Consider the following 26,051-nt stretch of genomic DNA (forward strand, 5'->3'; position numbering starts at 1 on the left):
GTTTCCCGGCCTGGAGCTGGGGCAGCCGGCGCAGGGAGCGGTGTGGCGCGCCGATTCCATTGATGAGCACGAGGGCGGGAGCGGACCCGCCGGCCGTTTCGCGCGAGGCGAAGACGTGGCCGGCGTGGCCCGCCGCCTGCGGCTCAGGTGTCCGGCTTGTCCCGCTTGTCCCGCTCTTCGAACTCCTCGTCGAGGTCATAGTGCCGGAATTCCGTCTCCGGATTCGGCTCCCCCTCCACCACGTACTCATAGTCCAGCTGGCGCTCGACTTGGCTGTCGAGGACCTGAAGATCCTTGTCCGCGACCTTGCTGAGGTCTTCCGGGAATTCATCTTCCGGGCTGAGGTGCAGCTTCTCGGTCATTGCATGCCTCTCTGGGCCAGGGGACTGACTCGTGCCCGCACTGTCCTGGCTGCATTCAGGATAGCCCCAACGAGCCAGGGGCGCGCCGGCGTCAGCCCTTCCCTAGGCGGGCTCGGAACCGACGTTCACCAGCCAGTCCACGCCGAACCTGTCCTTGCACATCCCGAAGATATCGCCCCACGGTGCCTTTTCGAGCGGCATCGCGATGGTGCCACCCTCGGCCAGCTTGTCGAAGTAGCCACGGAGCTCGGCTTCGTCGGACCCGCTAAGGGACACGGAAATGTTGGTGCCGGGGGTGTAGTCCATGCTGTTGGGCGTGTCGGCTCCCATGAGCACCATGCCGCCGTCCGTCCGGAGCTGGGCATGCATGATCTTTTCCTGCTCTGCCGGGTCCTCGCTGGCGTGGTACTCGGCGAACGTACTCATGGTCAGTTCCCCGCCGAATACCGACTGGTAGAAGGTCATGGCGTCCTTCGCGCTGTCGCGGAAGCCGAGGTAGGGATTGAGCGTAGTCATGTCCGAAACTCCTTGCTGCTTGGGGGCGCCGGCCGGTGCGGCAACGACGACGGTGCACGTTACAGGGCATATCCTGCCGCAAAACCGGCAGCATGGGTAGGTGCCCGGCAGGGGAACAAGGCGAGAGGATGCGGCGGCGTTTGCGCACCGCCGTCGGCCGCTGTGACGAGCGGATAGTGGCTATGGTGCCTGGCCGGCGTGTTCGCCTTCGGCGATTTCCTCAAGGAGCTTGGCGTTGAAGGCCGTGAGGTCACGCGGGCTGCGGCTGGTCACCAGGCCCTGGTCCACCACGACTTGCTCGTCGGTCCAGTTCGCGCCGGCGTTCTTGAGGTCCGTCTGGAGCGTGTGATACGAGGTCACGTTCCGGCCGCTGACCACGCCTGCGTCGATGAGCAGCCACGGGCCGTGGCAGATGGAGGCGACGGGCTTGTGCTGTTCGAAGAAGGACCGGGTGAACGCCTGGGCGTCCTTGTCGACGCGGAGGTGATCGGCGTTGACTACGCCGCCGGGGATGACGAGGGCGTGGAAATCGGCGGCGTCGGCCCGCGCCACGGCGAGGTCGACGGCGAAGGTCTGGCCCTTTTCGGTGCCGTTGTAGCCTTGCAGCTTTCCGCTCTTCGGCGAGACCAGGGTTGGCACGCCGCCGGCTTCCTTCACGGCATCCCACGGGCTGGTCAGTTCCACCTGCTCCACACCATCTGTGAGCAGGAACGCGACCTTCTTGCCCGAAATATTGTGCTCTGACATGTGTCCTCCTCGTTCCGGGGCGCGGTCCGGGCAACAATCGGCAGTGCCCGGCGCCAGCGCAGAGTCTCACTTGGCTTGCAGTTCAACTCTAGGAACCCGCCAAGTCATAAGCAAGCTGATGATGCGCTGCGGGGACCCGCCGGCACCGGGCGTGAAGCTGAGAGAATGGGCCAATGGAAGTTGCTCTCGGGCTGCTGGCCCTCGTCGCCATTGTCTGCGCCTGCAGCGCGCTGGGGCACAAGATCAACGTCTCCGCCCCGCTCTTACTGGTGCTGGCCGGTGTTGTGTGTTCCTTCCTCCCGTTTGTCCCGACCATCGAACTGAACCCCGAACTGGTTATGGTCGGGCTGTTGCCGCCGCTGCTCTACGCAGCCGCGCTGCAGACCTCGCTGTTCGATTTCGGTTCCAACCGCCGCTCCATCGGCCTGCTGTCGGTGGGCTACGTCATCTTCGGTACCATCGGCATCGGGCTGGTGGTCGCCTGGCTGTTTCCCGAGATCCCGCTGGCGGCTGCCATTGCCCTGGGTGCCGTCGTCGCACCGCCGGACGCCGTGGCCGCGACCGCCATTGCGCGAAAGGTGGGCATGCCCCGCAGGATTGTCACCATCTTGGAGGGCGAATCGCTGGTCAACGACGCCACGGCGCTTATCTGCCTGCGCGCCGCCATCGCTGCCATCGCCGGAACCGTTTCCGCGGCGGAGGTCGCCGGCGGTTTCCTCCTAGCGGCCGGCGGGGGCCTGGTGGTGGGTGTAGCCGCCGCCTTCGTGCTCACGGCACTCCGCAAGCGGATCCGCAACGTGGCCATCAACACTTCCACGTCGCTGATCGCCCCGCTCGTGGCCTACCTCCCGGCGGAAGCGATCCACGCCTCCGGCGTGCTGGCCGTCGTCGTCACCGGGCTGATCATGGGGACCAAGGCGCCGTCCATGCCGAACGGGGCCGCCCGGCTGAGCCAGCGCAGCAATTGGCACACTGTCCAGTTCCTGCTGGAAAATTCTGTCTTCCTCCTGATCGGGCTGCAGGTCCGGACCATCATCGAGGGCGTTCGGGATGACTCGCTGGGGCCCGAACGGATCTGGCTCGGCTGTGCCGTGGTGCTGCTGGCCGTGCTGATCCTGCGCCCGGTCTGGGTCTTCCCGGCAACCTACCTGCCACGGCTCATCCCCGCGGTCCGGCGCAAGGATCCCGCGCCGCCCTGGCAATATGCGGCGATCGTCTCCTGGGCCGGCATGCGCGGCGTGGTGACGCTGGCCGCCGTCCTGGTCCTGCCGGCAGGTCTGGAACACCGGTCCGTCCTGATCCTAATGGCCCTCGTGGTGGTGGCCGGCACGCTGACCCTGCAGGGCTTCACGCTCCCGGCCCTCGTCCGGTGGCTGCATGTCAAGGGTCCGGACCCGCGCGAGGACGCGCTCAACGAGGCGTCGCTGATGCAGATGGCGACGGCGGCGGGCGTGCAGCGGCTCCGGGAACTGCGCTCGGACGCCGACCCGCCGGAAGTCGTGGCGATGCTGAAGCGGCGTACCCAGGAGCGCGGGCTGGCCGCATGGGAGCGGCTGGGACGGCCGTCCGCGGAAGCCGCCACCCCCAGCCAGCGCTACGCCCAACTCCGGCTGGCCATGCTGGACGCCGAGCGCGCCAAGGTGCTCGAGCTGCGGCGCGACGGCGGATACGCGCACGAGGTCCTGGTCAACGTCCTGGACCGCCTCGATGTCGAAGAGTCCATGCTGGACGCCGCACTGGAAGAACCGGACACGGACGGCGGCCGCGGAGGCGAGGGGATCGCCCGGCCCCTAGGAGTGTGCCCCCACCTGGAGTCCGCCCCGGATCCGGCGGTCCCGCCAGGACCCTTGTGCGCCGCGTGCATACGCGAAGGAACGACGACCGTACACCTGCGGATGTGCCTGGAGTGCGGCAACGTGGCCTGCTGCGATTCCTCGCCGGGAACCCATGCCTACAAACACTTCCAGCTCAGCGGCCACCCCGTCATGCGCAGCGTCGAGCCGGGCGAGGACTGGCGCTGGTGCTACCCGGACGAACTCCTTGGCTAGGGCCAGGGCTCCGGACGCCGGCGCCGTGCCGCGTGCTGTAAGTCCGCGCCGAGCCCTGTTCACGGCTCCATCGCCTCCGTAGGCTGGAAGGGACCTGCTGGAAAGGGACCCTGCGTAGAGAAGGGGACCCGCCGCGGTCGGACGAAGAGAGGACACCGTGGACAACCAAGACATCCTGGAGCGCATCAAGGCCCTGGTGGAGGAAGAACACGGCCTCCGCGAAGGCTCGCAAGCCGCCGGGACCGGAGCGCCGGACATCCTCAGGCTGCAGCAAGTGGAAGAACAGCTCGATCAGTGCTGGGACCTGCTCCGCCAGCGGCGCGCCAAAAAGGACTACGGCGAGAACCCCGACGAGGCGGAGGTGCGGCCGGTCAGCGAGGTCGAGGGCTACCAGAGCTAGCCCTCGACCATGACCTGACGGGCCGGCTGGCCATGCAAATTGCGTTGCTGGGAGACGTCATGCTGGGCCGTCTGGTGAACCGGCACCTGGCAACGGCCAGGCCTGCCTATCCGTGGGGCGACACGCTGGAGCTCCTGAGGCAGGCGGACGTTCGCATTGCCAACCTGGAGTGCGTCCTGGCGTCCGGCGGCGGCCCCGAGCCTGGCAAGATCTTCCACTTCCGCTCGGACCCGAAGAACGTGGCCAGTCTCCTCGCCGCCGGGATCGACGTCGTCTCGCTCGCCAACAACCACGTCCTGGATTTCGGCCCGGACGCGTTCCGGGAAATGCTGCCGGTCCTCGACAGCCGCGGAATCCTGCATGCCGGCGCCGGCCCGGACCTGGACGCCGCCCGCCGCCCGGCGGTGCGGCGCGTAGGCGCTGTCGCCGTCGGATTCATTGCCTTCACGGACAACCAGCCCGACTGGGAGGCCGGCACCGCTACCCCCGGGGTCTACTACGTTCCGGTGGAGGATGCCGCCGTCGGCGGCGGCGCCCGGCGCGGCGGGGCACGATTGGACGGGCTTTTGGACCTGGTCAGGCGGACCAAGGCCCGCGTCCAGTTCCTCATCGTGTCGGCCCATTGGGGCGGCAACTGGGGCTACGACGTCCCGCCCCGGCACCAGGACCTCGCCCGGGACCTCATCGAGGCCGGAGCCGACCTCGTCTTCGGCCACTCGCCCCATATTTTCCGCGGCGTCGGGATCCACCGGAACCGTCCCATTATTTACAGCGCCGGCGACTTCGTTGACGACTATGCTGTGGACCCCGCCGAGCGCAATGACCAGTCATTCGTGTTCATGCTTGACACCGACGGCGGTGCACCGCGCACGCTTCGGCTCTATCCCACGGTCATCGCCGGATTCCAGGCCCGGCTGGCCCGGGGATCGGCGCCCGATATCGCCGCCCGGATGCAGCGGCTGAGCGGCCACCTGGGCACGCTGGGCAGCTGGAACCCGTCCGGCCGCTGCCTGGAGATTCCGCTGGACCAGAACTGAACCGGCGTAGTGGGCCAGCCGACGGACTGTTTGTCAGGCTGGTTGCTTGTCAGGCTGGTTGTTTGTCGGTCCGGCTGCTTGCCGGGCCGGCGGAGACCTCCCGGTTGACGGCGGGCATGATCTCCGTGGCCAGCATTCAATCGACCGGGCCGTCTCGGCAAACGGTAGGCCGCCCAGGCCGATCTGGGCCAGGTATCGCGTGTTCCCCAGCGTCTGGTGGATCTCCAGGAGCTTCTCGGTGATCTGTTGCGGGCTCCCGACCAGCAACCCGCCGCCCGGTTCGGTCCAGGAATCGAAGGTGGAACGGGGGAAGTGGTCTACGGGGCGTGGCATGTTTTGTTCGAAGTAGGCCCGGTAGTGGGGGTAAAACGTGTCGCGCGCCTGCTGGGACGTCGGCGCCGCGTAGAAGTGGCCGCCGGCCCCCACCGGCAGAGCGCCGGCGTCGTGACCGGCCTCGGCAGCGCTTTCGCGGTAGAGCTCAACTAGGCGGCGGAAACGGGCCGGCCCTGACAGCAGGGCGATAAACAGAGGAAGCCCCAGCCTGCCCGCCCGGGAAAAGCTCGCCGGCGTGCCGCCGACGCCCACCCAGACCGGCAGCTTCGCCTGCACCGGGCGCGGGGCGATGTCCATGCCCGGGATGCTCTGAGTCAGTCTTCCCGACCACTGCACTGTGGCGTTGTCCCGGGCGTTGTCCCGCAGTTCCAGCAGCAGGCGCAGCTTCTCATCGAACAGGGCGTCGTAGTCCTCGAGCTTGTGGCCGAACAGCGGATAGGACTCCACGAACGCGCCGCGGCCTGCAATGATCTCGGCCCGGCCGTCGGAGATCAGGTCCAGCGTGGCGAACTGCTCAAAGAGCCGCACGGGGTCCTGGGTGGAGAGCACCGTCACGGCCGTGCCCAGCCGGATATTGGATGTTTCCCGGGCGATCGCGGCCAGGACGATTTCCGGGGCCGAGAGGGCGAAGTCGCGCCGATGATGCTCCCCCAACCCCAGGAACCCGAGGCCCGCCTGATCTGCCAGCTTGGCGAGATCGATGATCTCTTTCAGCCGCTGCTGCGGGGACAGCGCCATGCCGGTGCTGCTGTTGCGGGAGAGCTCACCAAAAGTGAAGATACCAAAGTCCATATTTATTGAACATTCAATCATTTGAATTCATTCCTGGCCCCAGCCGGCGGCCGTGGCGGACCTCCCGGCGAGGCAAAACGGCACCTGAGACCCGCCGCGCCGGTGCCTCACGGCCGGGGGCGCAGGAATAATCGATGGCCCGCGCCGTTCCGCTCCGTCGGCGCCGACGTCCCGCACCAAACCGGCGGGGGCATGAGGCCCCGTTTACATTCCTGAAACATGCCGGTCACGCGAACTTCACGCCCTCGCGATTCCCGTAACGTGCCCGCAACTTTTCGCCCCACTGCCGGAAACATGGCTCCGCGACGATTGAATCCGGACCGGGGGGCCGGCGGCGACGTGTCCCGGTACGGAAGACTGACGAGAAGGGACCCCGGTGGAACTCACTGCTGGAAGTGTCTGGATGATTGTTTCGGCGGCGCTCGTTCTGCTGATGACCCCCGCACTGGGCCTCTTTTACGGCGGCATGACCAGGGCCAAGGCCTCGCTCAACATGATGATGATGAGCTTCGTCTCGATCGGGATAGTCGGCGTGGTGTGGGTCCTCTGGGGCTACTCGATGAGCACCGGGCAGGGTGTCCTCGGGGTGTTCGGCAACCCGTTCGCCAGCTTCGGCCTGAGCGGCCTCATCGGTTCGCCCGACTTGATCAAGGCCGGCTACAGCGCCACGTTTGCCATCCTCACCGTGGCCCTCATCAGCGGCGCCATCGCCGACCGCGCGAAATTCACCTCCTGGGCCCTGTTCGTTCCCATCTGGATCACCCTCGTGTACTGCCCCTTGGCCTTCATGGTCTGGGGCGGCGGCCTCATGAGTGCCGGCGGTGCCGTGAGCGCCGTCTTCGGCCAGGTCATCGACTTCGCCGGCGGCACCGTGGTGGAAATCGCGTCCGGAACCGCGGCCCTGGTTTTGGTCCTGATCCTGGGCAACCGGCATGGCTTCGGCAAGGACCCAGGCCACCGCCCCCACAACATTCCCTTCATCATGCTCGGCGCAGGCATCCTGTGGTTCGGCTGGTTCGGCTTCAACGCCGGCGCCGCCACCACCGTGGAGCAGGCCGGCTTGATCTGGGTGAACACCCTGGCCGCCCCCGCCGCGGCCATGATCAGCTGGCTGGTCGTCGAGAAGGTCCGCCACGGCCACCCCACCTCCCTGGGCGCCGCGTCCGGCGCCGTTGCCGGCCTGGTGGCGATCACGCCGTCGTGCGCCAACATCAGCCCCCTCGCCGCGCTGGGCCTGGGCTTCGTGGCCGGAGCGGCCTGTGCGGTGTTCGTGGACCTGAAGTTCAAGTTCGGCTTCGATGACTCGCTCGACGTCGTCGGCGTCCACCTCGGCGGCGGCCTGATCGGCACGCTCGCCCTGGGTTTCATTGCCCTCCCGGTGGACGGTGCAGGCGGCGGGCTGTTCTACGGCGGCGGGCTGCACCAGCTCATCGCGCAGACCGTGGCCGTCCTCATCACAGTGGCGGTGTCCGGCCTCGGGACGGCCGTGATCGGACTCGCCATCCACAAGACGCTCGGGTTCCGGGTCAGCCGCGAGGACGAGCTCGCCGGAGTCGACCGGTCCGAGCACGCCGAGACCGCGTACGCGTTTGCCGAACTCGGTTTCAGCCGGTTCAACCCGTTCGGCCACCACGTCCGCGCGGCGCACGCCGTCCACGCCGCGACGGCCGCCCACGCCGCCGACAGGGCGCCGGAGAACGTGCCCGCGCCGGCAAAGGAAGGCAGCCTCGTCTGAGGCAGCGGACCAACGGCGGCACAAGATTTCCCAAAGGTCCCGTGTGTAAGACCCGGCCGGAGGCTTAAGATATGGGCGGGGGGCACTCGAATTAGCGAACTCGCTTAATGGGAGGCCACGATGTTCAGCCAAGCCAGCCGCAAGGCGTCAGACCCGCAGCTAACATCGGTGGCGCGGGCCCCGCGCAGACACCGGGGCAGCGCCCTTCCCAGACCGGACCGACTCCGGTACCGGCGCGCACTGGCCTCGCTGACAGTCATTGCGCTGGTCTCCTGCTTCGGTCTGGCGGCGGCTGCCCCATCCTCCGCGGCTGAAACGGCGCAAAACTACATTGTGGTGCTCAAGGACGGCGTCGTGGACGCCGGAGCCACGGCTACGGCCCAGCAAAGAGCCTACGGATTCACGGCGTCGAAGGTCTATCGCAACGCTGTGAACGGCTATTCCGCCGTCCTGACCGCGTCCCAGGTGCAACGCCTCAAGGCCGACCCCAATGTCGACTTCGTCACTGTCGGCCGAACATTCCAGCAACCGCGGGATCTTGGGACCGCGGCCACCCAGGAGACACCGTTTTGGCGGAAGCGGATCGCCGGAACTAGCTCCGACGTCCGGAAGGCCCTCGACAAAGGTCCTTCGCGGATCAATGTCAACGTCGCAGTGATCGACAGCGGCATCGATGCGACCCACCCGGACCTGAACGTCAAGGGCGGCGTTGACTGCCAGTCCGGCTCCCCCGTGGACGTGAATCCTGTTGTTGATGTTTTGGGGCACGGGACATTTGTTGCGGGCGTCATCGGCGCCCGGAACAACCGCCTGGGCGTCATCGGGACCGCTCCGGGCACCCCGCTGTGGTCCGTCCGGGTGGTTGACGACGCCGGCCTGATCTCCGAGCAGAGCCTGATCTGCGCGATCGACTGGGTGACCTCGACGCAGAAGGACGATGACCCGGACAACGACATCGCCGTGGCCAACATCAGCATCGCCGGCGGCGCCCCGGACACACCCAACTGCGGCAAGGGCACGGACGCGATGCACTACGCCATCTGCCGTTCTGTCCGGGCCGGCGTCACGTACGCCGTCGCGGCCGGCAACGCCGGTGAGGACTTCGCCAACACCGTTCCGGCCACCTACGACCAGGTCCTGACCGCCACCGCCATGGGCGACTTCGACGGAAAGGCCGGTGGCGACGCCGCCCCGAACTGCGGTCCCGACGACTTTGGGAAGTACGGGCAAAAGGATGACCAGTCGGCATTCTTCTCCAACTTCGCCACCACAAGCAAGGACAAGGCCCACACAGTCTCCGGCCCCGGAGTGTGCATGCTCTCCACCTGGCCCGGCGGCTACAGCATAAGCAACGGCACCAGCTTCGCCAGCCCGGCCGTGGCCGGGTCCGTGGCCCTGTGCATCAGCCAGAAGGCCTGCACGGGTTCAGCCGAGCACGTCATGGAGCAGTACCTGGACCTGACGAAGTCATACTCGAAGCGGCACCACGACTATGGCTTCGACGGCGATCCCATCCACCCGGTCGGGTCGCGGTACTACGGCTATCTGACGCAGACGACGAGCTTCTGACGGAACGGGCTTGAGGCCGCTGGCCGCGGGTCTGGCAGGTCTCAGGCGCGGGTCTCGGCCGCCGGTTCGAGGTTTCAGCGGCGGGTCTCAGCCGCGGGTTTCAGCGGCGGGTTTCAGCCTAGGAGCCGGCGCTGATAGGCGAAGGCCACCAGCTGAAGCCGCGTCCCGAGCCCCAGCTTGCCCAGCACGCTCCTGAGGTGTGTCTTGACGGTCGCCTCGGAAACGAACAGGCTTCCGGCTATCTCACCGTTGGCCAGCCCCTTGGCCGCGAGCAGGAAGACGTCCCGTTCCCGGGCCGAGAGCACTTCCAGCACGGACAGGTCCGGGCCCCCGGCCGGCACGGTCCGGGCCGCATGCTGGAACAGATCCTGGACTGATCCCGGCGCAATCACGGAGTAGCCCGAGTACACGGTCCGGATCGCGGCGAGCAGGAACTCGGGTTCCGCGCTCTTGAGCAGGTAGCCGCTGGCCCCGGCGTGCACGGCGTCGACCACCGCCTGGTCCCGGTTGAAGGTGGTCAAGGCGATGATCTTCGGCGCTCCGGTGCCCGCGGCTTCCGCCTGCTGCACGATCCGCCGCGTGGCGCCGATGCCGTCCAGGACCGGCATGCGCAGGTCCATGAGCATCACATCGGGGCACCGTTCGACGGCGAATGCCGCCGCCTGCGCGCCGTCGCCGGCTTCCCAGGACATCGCCATGTCCGGCTGGCTTTCCACCAGCATCCGGATTCCCGCACGGAACAGCGCCTGGTCATCGACGATCGCCACAGTGATGGCCGCCCCGGCATCAGCCACGGTCGCCGGCCTCCCCAAGCGACACGTCCGGGCGTGCTGCAGGACTTCCCGCGGGAACCAGGACTGGCTCCGCGCCGGTGACGGCGCCGGCGTCGGCAATCATCCTGCCATCAATCATGGTGCCGTAGGGGATAAAGACGGTCACCCGGTACTGCTCGCCGTCGGGGCCGGCCGTCATCCAGCCCCCTGCGAGGTGGGCGCGTTCCCGCATCCCCGCGAGGCCGCGGCCCACCCGCGTTTCAGCGGCGCGGTCCGGGTTGTCCGCCGCGGCCGGGATCCCCGATGCCACATGCAGCGTCAGCCCGGGGCCGCTCCAGTCCAGGTGCAGCCGCACTGCGGTCCCCCGGCCGCCGTGCTTCAGGGCGTTGGTCAGGCATTCCTGGATGATCCGGAAGACCGCGAGCTGCTGCCCGGCGGAGAGCCCCGCGGGTGCACCGGACTCGCTCTGTTCGATTGCGAGGCTGTCCTGCATGCGCGCGACCAGCGGCCCGACGTCGCTGAGCTGGGGCTGGGGCGTGACCACGCCGTCGTCGTGCACTCCCTCGATGACGCGCTGCGCGTCCACCAGAGCGCTCCGGGCCGACGTCGCGATGTTTTCCAGGGCGTTCAACACGGCCCTCGGCTGGTCCTTGCTCAGGTAGCGGGTGCCATCCGCCTGTGCCGCGATCACGGCGAGGGAATGGGCCAGGACATCGTGCAGGTCCCGGCCGATCCGCGTCCGCTCCTGCTCCACGATCAGTTCCACCTCGGCTTCGCGGAGGCTGGTCTGGGCCATGGTCCGGGCCCGGAAGAGGCTGCCGCGCTCCTCGAAGAGGGCCAGCGCCAGCCCGACGGCGGCGCATGCGGCCGCGATCAGCAGCAGCAGCGAAAAGAGCTGCCAGCCGAAGGCCCGAAACGTCCACCGGTCGCCCATGTACAGCGGCGGAAACCAACCCACGCCGGCGCTGTAACGCCACGACAGCATCAGGAATGTCATGGCGCCGGCGAACACCACAGTGGCGCCGCCCGCGATGAAGCGTGTCCTGCGCCCGGCCGTCCACTGGATGAAAGCCAGTGCCACAAACGACCCGAGGTAGATGGCCCAGTGGTTGGCGTGCATCGCGGGAATGGCGTTCCCGAGCTGGCCCGCGAGCAGCCCTGCCGTGAATCCGAGCGACACATAGGGCTTCCAGGCGGCGAGGGCGATGGCCGCCGTCATGAGGATCAGCGGCCACGTCCCCTCCCATGTGTGGAGGCCTGGCCCCATTCTGCCGGCCTCGGCCACGCACCACAGCGTGAAAAAGAGAACGGCCGCCGCGGGGGCGCCCCAATGCCGCATGACTTTCAGTAGTGCTTCCATGCCTGTCACCCTATCCACGGGTGTGGGCACCAGACGGTCAAATCCGGCCGCGCTCAGCCTTTGAGCCAGAAGTTTCATCTTTCGAGCCAGCCGCCGCTGGTGCGCGTAGTATGACCGCCATGACCAAGGCAGCGGTTGAGGTCTCGGCCCCCGCCGAGGCGGTGCCGTATTCAGCGCTGGACACCGTATTCTTCGTGGTGGGCGGCATCTCGGCTGTGTGGCTGACCTCCCTGCTGGTTCAGCTGAGCTTCCAATGGGGCTGGGCCCAGGTCTGGTTCCTCTTCATCTTCTGGGGTCTGCTCGCCTATCTGGTGCTCCCCCGTCTCCACCGGATCCTGACCCGGCTCTACGTTCCGGACTACTTCATCGGCCGGGCGCGCACCAGCGACGGGCTGCTCGGCGATCCCGTGAACGTCGCCCTGCTGGGAACAGAACCGCAGATTCACGCCGTGATGCACTCCGCGGGCTGGACGCTTGCCGACGACGTGACGCTGGCCAGCAGCAGGCGAATCGTCTCCTCCACCCTCCTGCGCCGCAGCTACCTTCAGGCCCCTGTGAGTCCGCTGTTCCTGTTCGGCCGCCAGCAGGATTTTGCCTACCAGCAGGAAGTCGACGGCACCCCGGGCAAACGCCACCACGTCCGTTTCTGGCGCTGCCCGCCCGGCTGGCTGCTGCCCGGCGGGCTGACAGTCGACTGGCTGGCCGCCGGTACGTACGACCGCAGCGTCGGGCTTTCCCTGTTTACGCTCCAGATCACCCACAAGATCGACGAGCACACCGACGCCGAACGCGACCACGTCGTCGGAGCCATCACCGGGGCGGACCCCGCGGCCGGGCTCCGGGTGATTCGCGACTTTTCGACCGGCTATCACGCGCGCAACGGCGGCGGCGACACCATCATTACCGACGGCGATCTGCCGATCGTTGATCTCCGGCGGACCGCCGAGCGGGCCGCGGCGGTCCGGCCTCCGGGCGACAGGCCCCCGAGCGACAGCCGCAACAGGCGCCCGGCGACCACGATTGTCGGGGCGGTCTTCGTCGGTGCCCGTGCCGCGGCGGCTGCCCTGCTGGCCATGTCCATGGTGCTCTTCCGGGACGCGCACGTGAGCTCCCTGGTGCAGCCCGCAGCCGGCCCGGGCATCACGGAGGCGCAGGCGGAAATGGCCGTCACCGGCGCAACGGCGGTTGTCCTGGTCCTTGCCTTCGGCTATGTCCTGTTGGCCTGGTTTGTGTTCCTAGGCCAGAACTGGGCCCGAACCGTGGTCATGGCGTTCAGCACGGTGGCCATCGGCCTTCAGGCGTTCGATGTCTTCCATGGCGGTCCCGACATCACGCTGCAGTCCAATCTGCCTGGCCTGGCCCTGGACATCCTGCTGCTTCTGGCGCTCTCGAGTAAACGGTCCCGCGACTATGCCCTGCGCCCCCGCAAGGAACCCAAGCGGGATTCCAGCCGTCCCGGCGGCCAGGCACCGTTCTGAATCCCCACGCATCGGGGAGGTCTTGACAGCCCTCTTGTTACGGGAGCTAGATGTTCAAAAGCCGACAACCACCGCAGGATTCCCAGCAGAGGAGCGGACATGAGCGAAGACTCACAGACGCCGGAGCGCGCCCATAGCGAGACCCCCGCCGAGGGTGATGCAACGGCTGAACCCTTTGACGACCGGGCCCATTCCCAAGACGCGGCAGAAGGCCCGGACATCGACGACGAACCGGGCACGACGCCCTAGTACATCGCCCATAGCTTCGCCGACGCACGGGCGGGACAGGGCCGTAGCTTCGCCGACGCACGAGTTCGCCGGAAACGTGCGAGCTCGCCGGAACTTCCCGGCGATTGGGCAGGTTTCCGGCGATTTCGGCTGGCCGGGTGCGGCCAGTGCCCTGACGGTCCCGGGCGCACACAGACGGTGACGGGCGAAATATCTCCGCCTGCCTGCGTGTTGGCCCCGACATGACAACAATCGGAATCATCGGCGCAGGACACATTGGCGGCCAGCTCGCCCGCAAGGCCGTGGAGTTCGGCTACGACGTCGTGATCAGCAACTCGCGGGGGCCGGGAACCCTGGTGGACCTCGTCGCCGAACTGGGGCCCAAAGCCCGGGCCGCAACGCCGCCCGAAGCGGCAGCTGCCGGCGACTTCGCCGTCGTCAGCGTGCCGCTTAGGAGCATCCAGGACGTGCCCGTGGAGCCGCTGGCGGGCAAGGTCGTCCTCGACACCAACAACTACTACTGGGAAAGGGACGGGCATTTTCCCGCCCTGGATGCCGGCGAGGCCACCACCTCCGGCCTGCTGCAGGAGCACCTGCCCCAGTCCAAAGTGGCCAAGGCCTTCAACCACATCAGGTCCTCCCAGATCACCACGGACGGCGCACCGGCCGGCACACCCAACCGCCGGGCCCTTGCCACGGCGAGCGATTTCCCGGAAGCGGCTGAGCTTGTGACCAGGCTCTATGACGAATTCGGCTTCGACACCGTCAATATGGGCCCGCTGTCCGAAAGCTGGCGCACGGAACGGGACCGCCCTGCCTACGTGATCCGGCAGAACGCGGCCCAGCTGGCCGAGAACCTGGCCAGGGCCCCGCGCACCATCTGATTCTTCCTCCCGACGCCGGCCCAGCCGCCACGCCCTGCCGATCCCAGCCCCGCCCCGCCCACCGCCCGAACTCGCCGGAAACCTGCGAACTCGCCGCAAGTTTCCGGCGAACGGGCAAGTTTCCGGCGAACGGGCAGGTTTCCGGCGAATTCGGCCGGGCTTGGGCCGGCGGCATAGTCCGCTAGGTCAGCTCTGGACGGCGGGCTCGAGCTTGAGCATCTTGGCGATGACGTAGTCGAGCTCGGAGTCGTCGAAGATCTTCTTCCAGTCGTCCTTGATGATGGTGTCCTTGCCGTACTGGATGGCGATCTCGCAGGCCTCGGAGAACGGGTTGGAGCCGCGCAGGGCGTTGGTCAGGGCGATCTGGACGTGCCCGAACAGCATGGCCTTGGCAGCCTCTTCCGGGACGCCGGCCGTGTGCACGGTCTCGTGCAGGGCTTCCTTGAGCAGGGTGCCGATCATGCAGGCGACCGTCTCCACCAGGGTGGGCTCAAGGATGGCGAGCTGCTTGACGGTGACCCAGTGGACGTCGATCACCGGGGCGTAGATGACCTTGATGGTGGCCTCGGCGGCGGCGCGGGCGGCCTCAGTGGCGTCCTCGTCGATCGCGGCGACCACGTTCTGCGGGGCGCCCTGGCCGCCGAAGGTGTCGGCCCATTCTTCCTTGGTGGTGCGCTCGAGGAACACCGAGGGGTGGCACGGGTGGGCCACGGCCTGGACGACGTCGTCGCGCTTGGCGAGCAGGCCGGCGTAGGCGGCCGCCGGGTCGAGGGTGAGCAGGATGGCGCCGGACTTCATCTGGGGAACTACGCCGTGGGACACGACACCCAGGACGGTGTCCGGGACGGCGAGGATCACGACGTCGGCGTCCTTGATGGCGTCCTCGGTGGTGCTGATGTCCCGGCCTTCGGCGCGGACGCGGTCCTGGCCGGCCGGCGAGTTTTCGCTGTAGAAGACGGTGTGGGCGCTCTTCTGGAGGTTGGCTGAAACACGCAGCCCCATTTTGCCTCCGGCTCCGATGACGGCGACGGTCAATTGTTCTGCTGACATTTCAGTTACTCCTTAGGAAATCGAGGCTTTGCTGGGTCCACTGCTTTTCGAGGCGGATGGTCTCTTCTTCGGAGGCCTGCCACGGCAGCCAGTGCTCGATGATCTGGTTGATATTTCTTTCTTTGGGCTGCAGCTTCCGGGCCATGTAGGCATAGTCCAGGAGGCCTTCGCCGAGGGGAGCGCCGGAATAGGTAAACCCGACCCACCCCTCCTTGCGGCTGAACGCAAAGTCTTTGATGTGCATGTTCAGGACATACGGCGCGACGGCGTCAATCACCTCGCGAGGGGATTCCAGCGCCGCCACGGTGTTGGCGGGATCGCTGCAGATGCCCAGGGACGGGCTGCCCACCCGGGCGATGACGTCCAGGACGCGGGAGGTGGGGACCTGTTCGTAGGTTTCCACGGCGATCTTCACCCCGGCGGCCTCGAACTCGGGCAGGACGTCGGTGAAGACGGCCGCGGCCTCGTCCGCGTCCGGGGTGTGGCCCGGGACGTTGAACATGGTCCGCAGCAGTGGCGCACCCAGGATCCCGGCGATCCGCAGGAACTTCCGCAGATGCTCCGGCCGGATGCCCTTGGTGCCGAGCTCCAGGGACATCCCCAGGGCATCGGCCGTGGCCCGCACGGCTTCCAGTTCCGCGTCCGTCATGGTTTCCAGCGGGGCATAGTCGCAGATCTGGAAGAGGTCCACGCCCAGGGCTGCGGTCTCGGCCAGTGCCTCATGGAGAGTCAGGGGTGCGGCGACCCGGTCCGAGAGCTGCCAGAAGAAGGCGTAGCTGCTGAGCCCGATTCTTGAACGGATTCCTGAATCCTGGCCGATGCTCGAGCCCTCGCCAATGCTGGAACTGAGCCTTGTGGTGGAGCTCATGGCCGGCCTCCCGCCGTCAGCAGAAGTCCCAGGCGTGCGGCGGTTTCGTCCAGGATGGTCCTGAGCGCCTGCGGGTCGTGGGCGAAGCGGCCCAGGAACAGCCCGGCGACGGACATGTCCAGCCGGCTGATCAGGCCGGGTCCGGCGCTGCCGCCGTAAATGACCCTGCTCTCGGTCTGGCCCGGCAGGGCGCGCAGGTGCGCGTCCAGTCCGGCGATGACGGCGCTGATGTACTCCGGCGTGGCGGGCTCCGGGGCCCCGATGGCCCATTGCGGTTCGTAGGCCACGATGGTCCGGGTTGCCGGTCCCAGGGACCGTGCCCGGTTGAGCGCGGCGTCTATGTCCGCCATGCAGTGCCGGATGGCTTCCTCCACCGAGCCGGGCTGCAGCTCCCCGACGCAGAGTACCGGGGTGAGTCTGTTGCGGTAAGCGGCGGCGGTCTTGAGGCCGATCGTCCTGTCATCCTCGCCGAAGATCCGGCGCCGCTCGGCATGGCCAACTTCGGCGTAGCGTCCGCCGAGTTCGGCGACCGTCCGGCCGGAAACCTCGCCGGTGTAGGCGCCTTCGTCTTCCCAGAAAATGTCCTGCGCGCCGGCGCCGGCCCCGGCCACGCCGAGGATCCGGGCTGCATCCGGCAGTGCCGGCAGTGCGGGCAGGACAAACAGTTCGATCTCGCCGCTCTGCACGGCAGGGTGTGACAGGGCGACGGCGGCGACCTCGCGGCAGTAGTCCAGCGTGCGCTGGTAGCCGAAGTACATTTTCAGGCTGACGCCGATGACGGCCCTGGGCCGTGTGTCGGCGGCACGGCCGGCGGCTGTGTCTGTCCCGCGTGCGGCGGGGTTAGCAGGAAGTGACACCCTCGTAGTCCTTAATCAGTGTGACTTTCTCGGCCGAGGCCGAGGTTTCGTCGAAGGTGTAAGTGAGCCACTCGCGGGCGAGCCTGCGGGCGAGTTCCAGGCCGACGACGCGCTGGCCGAAGGTGAGGACCTGGGCATTGTTGCTCAGGACGGAGCGTTCCACCGAGAAGCTGTCGTGGGCTGTGACGGCGCGGATGCCCGGGACCTTGTTCGCCGCGATGGCCACGCCCAGGCCGGTGCCGCAGACCAGGAGGGCGCGGTCCGCCTCGCCGGAGGCGATGAGTTCGGCGGCGGCGATGGCCACGGAGGGGTAGGGGGTGTGGCTGGTGGCATCCACTCCGACGTCGGTAACGGAGTCGACCAGCCCGTTGGCCTCCAGGTCCGCCTTGAGGGCTTCCTTGTATTCGAATCCGGCGTCGTCAGACCCGATGACCAGGCGCAGCTTGGCGCTCATGCGTTCTCCTTGACAGATTTTTCCTCGACGAGGGTGTTGTGAATTGCTCGGACGATCAGTGCCATGGACACCGCTCCCGCGTCCGGCGTGCCGAGGCTCTTCTCGGCGTGCGGGCGGGCGCGTCCCATGAGGGGCAGAAGCTGGGCGGTGTCTTCCGCGGCCTGCTGCGCAACGGTGGCGGCGGCGCCCCAGGAGTCAGCAAGGGACTGCCCGGCGTCCACGCCGCCGGCGAGGGCGTCGCGGAACGGGACCAGGACATCCACCAGGGTCTTGTCGCCCGGTGTGGCTTTGCCGAAGTCCATGATTGCGGCCGCGGCGCCTGCGACTCCGGCGGCGACAGCGCCGGCGTCGGGGGCGTTGGTGTTTCCGAGCGCATCCCCGACCGCCCGCAAGGCCATGCCCCACAGCGCACCGGAGGTGCCGCCGGCCTTATCTGCCCAGGCATCTCCGGCGAGGTGAAGGGTGGTCGCGGCTCCCGCGCCGCGGGCGACGGCGGCCGCAGCGGCGTCGACGGCGGCACGGACGCCGCGTTCCATGCCGATGCCGTGGTCGCCGTCGCCGGCGACGGCGTCGATCCGGCCGAGTTCCTCGGCGTTGGCGTCCACGACGTTCTTCGCGGCGCCCAGCGCGGCCAGAACCCGGATGGCGCCGGCGCGGGATTCGTCGGAGGCATCCGGGATGGACGCTTCGATCTCGGCCGGGTCGGTGAAGTCGGCGGGCTCGAGGGCGTCCGCGGTGACGGCGCCGCGGCGGAAGGCCGGGGCGTCGGCGGGGGCGTGCCAGAGGGTTTCGAGTTCCTCGTCGAGCCAGAAGAGGGTGAGGGAGGTGCCGGCCATGTCGAAGCTCGTGACGAGTTCGCCCACCTGCGGGTCCACGGCTTCCAGTCCGGCTTCGGCCAGGAGCTGGGCGACGCGGCGGTAGACGACGAAGAGTTCCTCGTATTTGACGCTGCCGAGGCCGTTGAGGATGGGGACCACGCGGGACCGGGCAGCAGCGCCTGCGGCTTCGCCGGGCTGGCGCTCGGGGATTTCGGTGAGGAGCTTGGCGACCAGGAGCTCGGCGAGCTCGTCCGCCGTCGGGATGTCTGTCTCCCCGATACCGGGTTCGCCGTGGATGCCCATCCCGACGGCCATCCGGCCCTCGGGGACGGAGAAGAGCGGGTGGTCCGCCCCGGGCAGGGTGCAACCGGTGAAAGCCACGCCGAAGGAGCGGGTCCGGTGGTTGGCGCGCTCGGCGATCTCGATGGTCCGGTCCATGCTGTAGCCGGCCTCGGCAGCGGCGGCGGCCACCTTGAAGACCGTAAGGTCGCCGGCGATCCCGCGGCGCTTGGCATGCTCGGCCGGCGGGGCGGAGGAGACGTCGTCTGTGACGGCGATGCTGCGGCAGTCGATGCCTTCGGCGCGGAGCCGGGCCTGGGCCTGGTTGAAGTGCAGGACATCGCCTGCGTAGTTGCCGTAGCCCAGAAGGACGCCGCCGCCGTTGTTGGCGGCCTTCGCCACGTTGTAGATCTGCTGCGCGGACGGGGAGGCGAAGAGATTGCCCATGGCGGCGCCGTGGGCCAGGCCCTGGCCGACGAGTCCGGCGAATGCGGGGTAGTGGCCGGAGCCGCCGCCAATCACGAGCGCCACGGTGCTGGGGGTGCTTTGGGTGTTGCGGACGACGCCGCCGGAAACGCGCCTGACCCAGCGGCTGTGGGAGGCGACGAAGCCCTCGATCATTTCGTCAGCGAAGGCTGCGGGGTCATTGAACAGGCGGGTCATGGGGTACTCCTGGAAGAGGGAAAGCTGCTTGGTGGGTGCCCGCCGCGGCTGTGTGGCACGCGGCGGGCACCGGATTGTTGGGAGCGCGAGGGGTCCGTTAGAGGGCTGGTCCGTTAGCGGGCGGCAGCCGACTCCGCGGCCTCGGACTCCCCGGCCTCGGACTCCCCGGCCTCGGACTCCCCGGCCTCAGGGGCGACGTCGACGGCCGTTCCATTGGCAGCACCGCTGCGGGCAAGCACCACCATGAGGATGGCCGAAAGGATCATGAAGCCACCCACCACGAGCATGGGCACGTTGTAGCTGCCGGTCCAGTCCTTGAGCCAGCCGGTGATGTAGCCGGCGCTGAAGCCTGCCAGGTTGCCCACGGTGTTGATCAGGGCGATGCCGGCGGCGGCCGCGGCGCCGGTGAGGAACTGGGTGGGGACCGTCCAGAAGTTCGGCAGGGCCGCGAAGATGGACATCGCAGTGAGGGTGATGATCGCGATCGTCGCCGCCGGCGATCCCGCGAAGAGTGCCAGCGGGATGCTCAGGCCGCCGACGAGGGCGGGGACGGCGATGTGCCAAGTCTTCACACCGCGTTTAGTGGCGTCTTTGGACCAGAAGTACAGGGCAAAGGCTGCCGGCAGGTACGGGATGGCCGTGATCAGGCCCTTCTGGAAGACGTCGAACTTTGCGCCGTACAGGCCTTCGAAGCCGGAGATGATGGTCGGCAGGAAGAAACCGAGCGCGTACAGGCCGTAGATGAAGCCGAAGTAGATCAGGGCGAGCATCCAGACGCGGCCGTTGCCAAAGACGGTGCGGACGCTGCCGTGGTTATTGCTGGCGGCGGTTGCGTTCTTTTCCTTCTCCAGCGCTCCGGTCAGCCAGGTCTTCTCGTCAGCGCTCAGCCACTTGGCCTTGGCCGGGGAATCCGCGAGGTAGAACCAGGCCGCGATGCCGATCAGGATGGCGGGAATGGCCACGCCGAAGTACATGACGCGCCAGCCTTCGAGGCCGAAGAGGCCATGCTGCTGGATGAGGAGGGCGGCAAGCGGGGCTCCGATGACGGTAGTCAGCGGCTGGGCCAGGTAGAACAGGGCCAGGATCTTGCTGCGGTGACGGGACGGGACCCACAGGCTGAGGAAGAGGATGGCGCCGGGGAAGAATCCGGCCTCGGCCACACCCAGGATGAAGCGCAGGACGTAGAGCTGCTCCACGCTGCCCACCCAAGTGAAGAGGAGGGAGACGATACCCCAGCTGACCATGATGCGGGCCAGCCAGCGGCGGGCGCCGAACTTGTGCAGGGCAAGGTTGCTGGGGACTTCCAGCAGGATGTAGCCAATGAAGAAGACGCCGGAGGCGAAGCCGAACTGGGCCGCCGAGAGGGCGAGATCGGCGTTCATGCCGTTGGGGCCGGCGAAGGAGATGGCCGTGCGGTCGAGATAGTTGATGAAGAACATGAGAGCGACAAACGGCACCAGCCGCACTGCCACCTTCTTGATTGCAGATCTTTCGACCACTGACTGAGTGGTGTCCACATTGACTCCTAGATGTTGATGTCCCGACCGCTTCCTGCGCTGGAAGCTTGGGGATTGGTCTCATCGCGTAGTCCGGAGGACTGGCCAGGCCCTAACTAAGCGTGTGATAAAAACCATAAGGCGTTCATCCCAAATTGGTCAACCGGTTGACATGTTTATTTCACAGACGGACCTCTGCATGGCTCGGCTGGTCCGGGTTGTTACGCTGTGAAGGTGTCCGTAAATTCCGCCGCTTCAACGGCCAAAATAAGTGCCGCACTCGGTTCCATGGAGCAAGGCTCGGTTGTATCCGAGGTCGCGGAACGCCTTCTTGGGTACTTCACGAGCGGCGAGATCGCCGTCGGGACCCGCCTGCCGGCCGAACGCCAGCTCGCCGCCTCGCTGGGGGTGGGACGCTCCGCGGTCCGCGAAGCCCTCGCAGCACTGGAGATCCTCGGGATTGTCATCGTCCGCCCCGGTTCCGGAACCTACCTTCGCGACGGCATTTCCGAGCTCCTCCCCCGCACGCTGAGCTGGGGCCTCATGCTGGGCGCCCCGCGCACACGCGAACTCGTGGAACTGCGCGGCGGACTTGAGGTTCAGGCCGGCCAGTTGGCGGCCCAGCGGACCACCGACGACGCCCTGGACCGGATGCGCCAAAATCTGGCCACCATGGAACACAGCCTCGATGACCTCGCCACGTTCGTGGAGGCCGACGCCGCCTTCCACCGCGAGATTGCCGCCGCCTCCGGCAACCAGGTCCTGCAGGAACTGCTGCAGAGCATCCGCTCGCTCCTGCGCATCTGGGTAGACCGCGCCTTGACGGATGAAGGGCACGCGGCCGCGGCCCTGGCCGAGCATCGGGAAATCTTCCGGGCCCTGGAATCGAGGGACGAGGCCGCCGTGACGGCAGCCATGCGCTCCCACATGGACACGGCGTCCCGGCGCCTCCTGGCCGGGTTCGACGCCGACCAGGCCGCCACGGACTGAGGCTTCTTCCCCGCGTCATCTCCCGGGCGCGTCTCCCCCGGGCGCGCGAAATCGCCGGAAACCTGCGCGCTCGCCGGAACGTTCCGGCGAACTCGTGGGTTTCCGGCGATTTCGGCCGGGCACGGGTGGGGCGGGCTGGGAGGGAGCAGCCGAGCGGACGCTACGAGGTGACCGCCACGGGAGACTCCGCGATGGCAGCCAGTTCGACCGGAGCGGGCCGGACTGCTGTGCTGGCGATCCGGACAGGCGTTCCCGTGTGCGCCGACTCGAGCACGGACTCCATCACTTCCAGGGCGTGGAATGCCAGGACTCCGCCTGCCCGTGGCTCCTGGCCGGCCGGGGTGCGGATGAAGTCCGCGACGCCGAAGCCGCGCCCCGAGTCCTCATAGCCGGCAGAAACCGGAAGGGCCTGCCAGTCCTCCGCGCCTAGGGCGAAGAGCTGGACGTCGCCGTCGAAGTGGTTGGGATCCGGGACCACGAGGGACCCGCGTTCCCCATGGATTTCGATGTTGGGGCTCCTGGTCTTCACGGCGTCGAAGCTCATCACCAGCGTGGACAAGGCCCCCGAGGCGTGGACCAGGACGCCGGTGACGTGGGTATCGATCGCCACCGGCACGCTCTGGCCTGCGCGCGGGCCCGATCCAATGGTCCGTTCACCGCGGGTGTGGCTGGCGGCGCCGATCACCGAGACCACGGGTCCGAGCAACGTGACCAGGGCCGAGACGTAGTACGGTCCCATGTCCAGTAGCGGGCCGCCACCGGGCTGGTAATAGAAGTCCGGGTTCGGGTGCCAGCGCTCATGCCCGGGCGTGACCATCGTGGCGGTCGCGGAGATGGGCCTGCCGATCAGCCCGTCGTCGATGGCTTTCCGGGCGGTCTGGATCCCGGTGCCGAGCACGGTGTCAGGGGCGCAGCCGACCGCGACGCCGGCCGTCCGGGCAGCATCCAGGACCTGCCGGGCCTCCGCGGTTGTGGCCGCGAGGGGCTTCTCGCCGTAGACGGATTTGCCGGCGGCAATCGCCCGCAGTGCGACCTCGGCGTGGGCTGCCGGGATGGTCAGGTTCAGGACGAGTTCGACGTCGTCGGCCGCCAGGAGCGCGTCCACTGTGAGCGCCCGGACGCCGTCGTACGAGTCGGCCACAGCCTGCGCCCGGGCAGGATCCAGGTCCGCGACGGCGACGAGGTTGATGTCCTCGAGCCGGCGGAAGTTCACCAGGTACTGGACGATGATGGCTCCGCAGCCGATGATTCCAACGTTTACCGGCTTGCCCACAGCAGGCCCCTTTCGATGATGGTGCGGACATTGCTGTCCTGGAGGATTTCGACGCGGTGTCCCGGGGTGCAGACGAATATCCTGCCCTTTCCCCATTGCCGGGTCCAGATGGCGGGCGAGGTGACCTCGCGGTGCCAAGGGTCCCATTCGCGGACTTTCTGGGTGGTGGTGGCCAGGACGTCGATGTAGTCGTCGGCGAGGACCCAGTACTGTTCGGTGACGAGATCGAAATCGTCGAGACCGGCAGTGATTGGATGCTCGGCGGCTGCCGGGAGCATGTTGACTGTGTACGGGACGTAGTTGTCGGGCTGCCCGCCCGTGCGCTCGTCCGGGTGCTTGCCCGGGTGGCAGGCAAACTGGCCGCCGATCAGGTGCAGGTAGTCGGACGTGTCCCGGTAAGAATCCGCGATGCCGCCGTGCCAGCCGGTCAGGCCTGTGCCGTTTTCGACGGCGGCCCGGAGCCCCTCGAACTCGTCCTTTTCGATGGTGGACATGGTCACGCACTGCAGGATCAGGTCCACGCCCGCCATGAAGTCGGCGTCGGCGTAGATCTTGGGCGATTCCTCCACCCGGACCTCGTAGCCGTTGGCTTGCAGGTACGGGATGAATTCCTCGGTGGCCGCAACGGGCTGGTGCCCGTCCCAGCCGCCGCGCACCACGAGGGCGGTTTTTTGGTCGATTGTCATGGGGTTCCTCTGTTGTTGGTTTGTTGTGGTCGCGGCTGGCTCAGCGGGCGGCGAAGGCCGCATCGAACGCGGCCGCGGGCGGTGTGATCGTGGCAAGTTCCTTGACCAGAGCTAGGGCCTGCGGTGCGCCGACCAGGCGGTCCATGCCGGCGTCCTCCCACTCGACGCTGGTGGGTCCCCGATATCCAATGGCGTTCAGGGTCCGGAATATCGGTTCCCAATTGACGTCGCCGTGGCCGGCCGTGACGAAGTCCCACCCGCGGCGCGGGTCGGCCCAGGGCAGGTGGGAGCCGAGCCGTCCGTTGCGGCCGTTGAGCTGCCGGACGGATTCCTTGACATGGACGTGGAAGATCTTGTCGGCGAAGTCCTGCAGGAACATGACAGGGTCCAGGTCCTGCCAGAGGAAGTGGGACGGGTCGAAGTTCAAGCCGAAGCTCTCCCGGTGGCCGACGGCTTCCAAGGTGCGCTTGGCGGTCCAGTAGTCGTAGGCGATTTCGGACGGGTGTACCTCGAGGGCGAAACGGACCCCTTCCTCGTCGAAGACGTCGAGGATCGGATTCCAGCGGTCTGCGAAGTCCTGGTAGCCGCGTTCGATCATGGCGTCCGAGGCGGGCGGGAACATGGCAACGCATTTCCAGATCGAGGATCCGGTGAACCCGGTGACGGTCTGCACGCCAAGCCTGGCGGCCGCGCGGGCCGTGGTCTTCATGGCCTCGGCGGCGCGGGTGCGGACCCCTTCGGCGTCGCCGTCGCCCCACACGTGGGCAGGAAGAATACCCTCGTGACGCTCGTCGATCGGGTCGTCGCAGACGGCCTGTCCGGTGAGGTGATTGGCAATCGCATGGACCTTGAGCTGGTGCTTGTCCAGGATGTCCAGCCGGCCTTGGAGATATGCGTCGTCCTCGACGGCCCGCTGCGGGTCCAGGTGGTCACCCCAGCAGGCGATCTCCAGGCCGTCAAAGCCCCACTCGCCGGCGAGCCGCGCCACCTCTTCGAACGGCAGGTCGGCCCACTGGCCGGTGAAGAGGGTGATGGGTCGTGTCATGGTGTTTCCTCTCAGACGTGGTGCCAGTGGCTGTCGTTGTGGGCGCTGGTTTCGATGGCGGCGAGGACTTTTTGGACCTGGAGGGCGTCGGCGAAGGACGGTGCCGGGGGCCGGCCGGCGTTGATGGCGTGGATGAGGTCGACCGCCTGGTGGGTGAAGAGGTGTTCGTAGCCCAGTCCGTGGCCGGTGGGCCACCAGTTCCCGGTGTAGGGGTGTTCGGGTTCGGTGACCAGGATCTTGCGGAACCCGGCGTCGGGGCCGTCGGCGGCGTCGTAGACGGACAGGGCGTTCATGTCCTCGAAGTCGAAGGCCAGCGACCCGGCGGTGCCGTTCAGTTCCAGGCGCATGGCGTTCTTCCGGCCCAGCGCGAACCGGGTGGCCTCGAACACCCCGACCGGCCCGGCGCCGGTCCCGGCAGATGAACCGCCGCTTCCGCCGCCGTTGGCGGCTGTTTCCCCGCCGTTGGCGGCGGCGAAGCGGGCGGTGAAGATGGCGGCGTCGTCCACGGTGACCGGCCCGCGCTCGGCGCCGGTGGCGCCGTGCCCGCCCAGGCCCACGAGGTCCCCGGCCAGGGGCCGGTCCTTGACGAAGGTTTCCATCAGCGCCGAGACCCCGGTGATGTTGAGTCCGGTGATCCATTGGGCGGCATCGATGCTGTGCGCCCCGATATCCCCGAGCGCGCCGGAGCCGGACTTGGATTTGTCCAGCCGCCAGGTCAGCGGCGCGTCCGGGTCGGTGAGCCAGTCCTGCAGGTACTGGGCCCGCACGTGCCGGATCTGCCCGAGCCGGCCCTCGGCGACCATCCGCCGGGCCAGGGCCAGGGCCGGGGTGCGCCGGTAGCTGAACCCGCACATCGAGTACACGCCCCGGGCCGCCGCGGCCTCCGCGGCCGCGGCCATCCGTTCGGCCTCGGCCACGGAGTTCGCCAGCGGCTTCTCGCACAGGACATGCTTGCCGGCCTCGAGCGCCGCGATCGCGATCTCGGCGTGCGTGTTGCCCGGGGTGCAGATATCGATCAGGTCGATGTCCTCCCGCTCGATCAACGCCCGCCAGTCCGTCTCATAGGATTCCCAGCCCAGCTTCGCCGCCGCGGCCCGCACCCCGTCGGGGTTCCGGCCCGCGACCGCGGTCAGTTCCGGGTGCAGCGGCAGGTCAAAGAACCGCGGCGCGCTCCGCCACGCGTGCGAATGGGCGGCCCCCATAAACGCATAGCCCACCATCCCCACACGCAGGCTCGTCGGGTCAGTCATCGGTAATCCTTTCGAAAGACGGGTGGAGATCGGTGGCGGCGCCCCAGGAAAAGGGCCCCG

General features: G+C 67.8%; 25 protein-coding genes. 9 read left to right on the forward strand and 16 right to left on the reverse strand.

All coding sequences use genetic code 11. The annotated features are described in order from the left end of the window. Positions 1-143: 143 nt before the first annotated feature. From AC1DR1_RS15570 to AC1DR1_RS15580, 3 genes are all read right to left on the reverse strand, one after another. On the reverse strand, positions 144-362 hold the full coding sequence (locus AC1DR1_RS15570; RefSeq protein WP_229994684.1) for a hypothetical protein: 219 nt from the start codon (positions 360-362) through the stop codon (positions 144-146). A 102-nt stretch (positions 363-464) separates the two neighbouring features. After that, complete coding sequence (locus AC1DR1_RS15575) at positions 465-878, reverse strand: VOC family protein (protein WP_364744067.1); 414 nt, start codon at positions 876-878, stop codon at positions 465-467. 180 nt (positions 879-1,058) lie between these two features. Beyond that, positions 1,059-1,625, reverse strand: coding sequence for a type 1 glutamine amidotransferase domain-containing protein (locus tag AC1DR1_RS15580; protein WP_229994686.1), 567 nt, complete (start codon positions 1,623-1,625; stop codon positions 1,059-1,061). Between the two features lie 173 nt (positions 1,626-1,798). Between AC1DR1_RS15580 and AC1DR1_RS15585 the strand changes: the two genes are divergently transcribed. The 3 genes from AC1DR1_RS15585 (at position 1,799) to AC1DR1_RS15595 (ending at position 5,110) form a co-directional block, all read left to right on the forward strand. Beyond that, positions 1,799-3,673, forward strand: a complete 1,875-nt coding sequence (locus AC1DR1_RS15585) for a Na+/H+ antiporter (protein ID WP_229994687.1) — start codon at positions 1,799-1,801, stop codon at positions 3,671-3,673. A 157-nt stretch (positions 3,674-3,830) separates the two neighbouring features. Then, positions 3,831-4,073: a DUF2630 family protein gene (locus AC1DR1_RS15590; protein ID WP_229994688.1), complete on the forward strand. Its 243-nt coding sequence runs from the start codon at positions 3,831-3,833 to the stop codon at positions 4,071-4,073. Between the two features lie 32 nt (positions 4,074-4,105). Beyond that, positions 4,106-5,110: a CapA family protein gene (locus tag AC1DR1_RS15595; protein WP_290369383.1), complete on the forward strand. Its 1,005-nt coding sequence runs from the start codon at positions 4,106-4,108 to the stop codon at positions 5,108-5,110. Positions 5,111-5,143: 33 nt separating this feature from the next. Here AC1DR1_RS15595 and AC1DR1_RS15600 read toward each other — a convergent pair whose 3' ends face one another. Next, a complete protein-coding gene (locus tag AC1DR1_RS15600; protein ID WP_476992859.1) occupies positions 5,144-6,235 on the reverse strand; it encodes an LLM class flavin-dependent oxidoreductase in 1,092 nt (363 codons plus the stop codon). A gap of 376 nt (positions 6,236-6,611) precedes the next feature. Here AC1DR1_RS15600 and AC1DR1_RS15605 point away from each other — a divergent pair, with 376 nt between their 5' ends. After that, the gene (locus tag AC1DR1_RS15605; protein ID WP_229994691.1) at positions 6,612-7,970 is read left to right on the forward strand and encodes an ammonium transporter; all 1,359 of its coding nucleotides are present in this window, start codon (positions 6,612-6,614) and stop codon (positions 7,968-7,970) included. A gap of 120 nt (positions 7,971-8,090) precedes the next feature. Further along, a complete protein-coding gene (locus AC1DR1_RS15610) occupies positions 8,091-9,539 on the forward strand; it encodes a S8 family peptidase (RefSeq protein WP_229994692.1) in 1,449 nt (482 codons plus the stop codon). Positions 9,540-9,652: 113 nt separating this feature from the next. On the opposite strand, the gene AC1DR1_RS15615 is transcribed toward AC1DR1_RS15610, so the two are convergent. Both AC1DR1_RS15615 and AC1DR1_RS15620 read right to left on the reverse strand, forming a co-directional pair. After that, positions 9,653-10,333: a response regulator gene (locus tag AC1DR1_RS15615; protein ID WP_229994693.1), complete on the reverse strand. Its 681-nt coding sequence runs from the start codon at positions 10,331-10,333 to the stop codon at positions 9,653-9,655. Beyond that, a complete protein-coding gene (locus AC1DR1_RS15620) occupies positions 10,326-11,672 on the reverse strand; it encodes a sensor histidine kinase (RefSeq protein ID WP_476992860.1) in 1,347 nt (448 codons plus the stop codon). Before AC1DR1_RS15620 ends, AC1DR1_RS15615 begins: the two co-directional genes overlap by 8 nt. A 110-nt stretch (positions 11,673-11,782) precedes the next feature. On the opposite strand from AC1DR1_RS15620, the gene AC1DR1_RS15625 reads away from it, so the two are divergent. From AC1DR1_RS15625 to AC1DR1_RS15635, 3 genes are all read left to right on the forward strand, one after another. Then, positions 11,783-13,150: an LssY C-terminal domain-containing protein gene (locus AC1DR1_RS15625; protein ID WP_229994695.1), complete on the forward strand. Its 1,368-nt coding sequence runs from the start codon at positions 11,783-11,785 to the stop codon at positions 13,148-13,150. Positions 13,151-13,249: 99 nt separating this feature from the next. After that, positions 13,250-13,399, forward strand: a complete 150-nt coding sequence (locus AC1DR1_RS15630; protein ID WP_229994696.1) for a hypothetical protein — start codon at positions 13,250-13,252, stop codon at positions 13,397-13,399. A 221-nt stretch (positions 13,400-13,620) separates the two neighbouring features. Beyond that, the gene (locus AC1DR1_RS15635) at positions 13,621-14,262 is read left to right on the forward strand and encodes an NADPH-dependent F420 reductase (RefSeq protein ID WP_229994697.1); all 642 of its coding nucleotides are present in this window, start codon (positions 13,621-13,623) and stop codon (positions 14,260-14,262) included. 186 nt (positions 14,263-14,448) lie between these two features. Here AC1DR1_RS15635 and AC1DR1_RS15640 read toward each other — a convergent pair whose 3' ends face one another. From AC1DR1_RS15640 to AC1DR1_RS15665, 6 genes are all read right to left on the reverse strand, one after another. After that, on the reverse strand, positions 14,449-15,312 hold the full coding sequence (locus AC1DR1_RS15640; protein ID WP_229994698.1) for a phosphogluconate dehydrogenase C-terminal domain-containing protein: 864 nt from the start codon (positions 15,310-15,312) through the stop codon (positions 14,449-14,451). Position 15,313: 1 nt separating this feature from the next. Beyond that, a complete protein-coding gene (locus AC1DR1_RS15645; protein WP_229994704.1) occupies positions 15,314-16,114 on the reverse strand; it encodes a sugar phosphate isomerase/epimerase family protein in 801 nt (266 codons plus the stop codon). A gap of 62 nt (positions 16,115-16,176) precedes the next feature. Next, complete coding sequence (locus AC1DR1_RS15650) at positions 16,177-17,037, reverse strand: triose-phosphate isomerase family protein (protein WP_229994699.1); 861 nt, start codon at positions 17,035-17,037, stop codon at positions 16,177-16,179. Further along, positions 17,021-17,491: a ribose-5-phosphate isomerase gene (locus AC1DR1_RS15655; protein WP_229994700.1), complete on the reverse strand. Its 471-nt coding sequence runs from the start codon at positions 17,489-17,491 to the stop codon at positions 17,021-17,023. The genes AC1DR1_RS15650 and AC1DR1_RS15655 overlap by 17 nt, the downstream gene beginning before the upstream one ends. Then, the gene (locus tag AC1DR1_RS15660) at positions 17,488-19,251 is read right to left on the reverse strand and encodes a dihydroxyacetone kinase family protein (RefSeq protein WP_229994701.1); all 1,764 of its coding nucleotides are present in this window, start codon (positions 19,249-19,251) and stop codon (positions 17,488-17,490) included. Before AC1DR1_RS15660 ends, AC1DR1_RS15655 begins: the two co-directional genes overlap by 4 nt. Positions 19,252-19,364: 113 nt before the next feature. Next, on the reverse strand, positions 19,365-20,768 hold the full coding sequence (locus AC1DR1_RS15665; RefSeq protein WP_476992861.1) for an MFS transporter: 1,404 nt from the start codon (positions 20,766-20,768) through the stop codon (positions 19,365-19,367). Positions 20,769-20,981: 213 nt separating this feature from the next. On the opposite strand from AC1DR1_RS15665, the gene AC1DR1_RS15670 reads away from it, so the two are divergent. Continuing rightward, on the forward strand, positions 20,982-21,737 hold the full coding sequence (locus AC1DR1_RS15670; RefSeq protein WP_364744106.1) for a FadR/GntR family transcriptional regulator: 756 nt from the start codon (positions 20,982-20,984) through the stop codon (positions 21,735-21,737). 160 nt (positions 21,738-21,897) lie between these two features. Here the strand turns inward: AC1DR1_RS15670 and AC1DR1_RS15675 are convergent, their stop codons facing one another. Genes AC1DR1_RS15675 through AC1DR1_RS15690 form a run of 4 tightly spaced genes read right to left on the reverse strand, consistent with a single transcriptional unit; the run spans position 21,898 to position 25,991 of the window. Beyond that, positions 21,898-23,010 (reverse strand): Gfo/Idh/MocA family protein, encoded by a 1,113-nt coding sequence (locus AC1DR1_RS15675; RefSeq protein WP_364744108.1) that lies wholly within the window; start codon positions 23,008-23,010, stop codon positions 21,898-21,900. Continuing rightward, a complete protein-coding gene (locus AC1DR1_RS15680) occupies positions 22,995-23,696 on the reverse strand; it encodes a ThuA domain-containing protein (protein WP_364744111.1) in 702 nt (233 codons plus the stop codon). Before AC1DR1_RS15680 ends, AC1DR1_RS15675 begins: the two co-directional genes overlap by 16 nt. A gap of 40 nt (positions 23,697-23,736) precedes the next feature. Continuing rightward, positions 23,737-24,741: a sugar phosphate isomerase/epimerase family protein gene (locus AC1DR1_RS15685; protein ID WP_364744114.1), complete on the reverse strand. Its 1,005-nt coding sequence runs from the start codon at positions 24,739-24,741 to the stop codon at positions 23,737-23,739. Positions 24,742-24,752: 11 nt separating this feature from the next. Further along, entirely contained in the window at positions 24,753-25,991 is a 1,239-nt protein-coding gene (locus tag AC1DR1_RS15690) for a Gfo/Idh/MocA family protein (RefSeq protein ID WP_364744116.1), read from the reverse strand. Between the last annotated feature and the right edge of the window lie 60 nt (positions 25,992-26,051).

Source organism: Arthrobacter sp. P4_F10 (assembly GCF_056401435.1).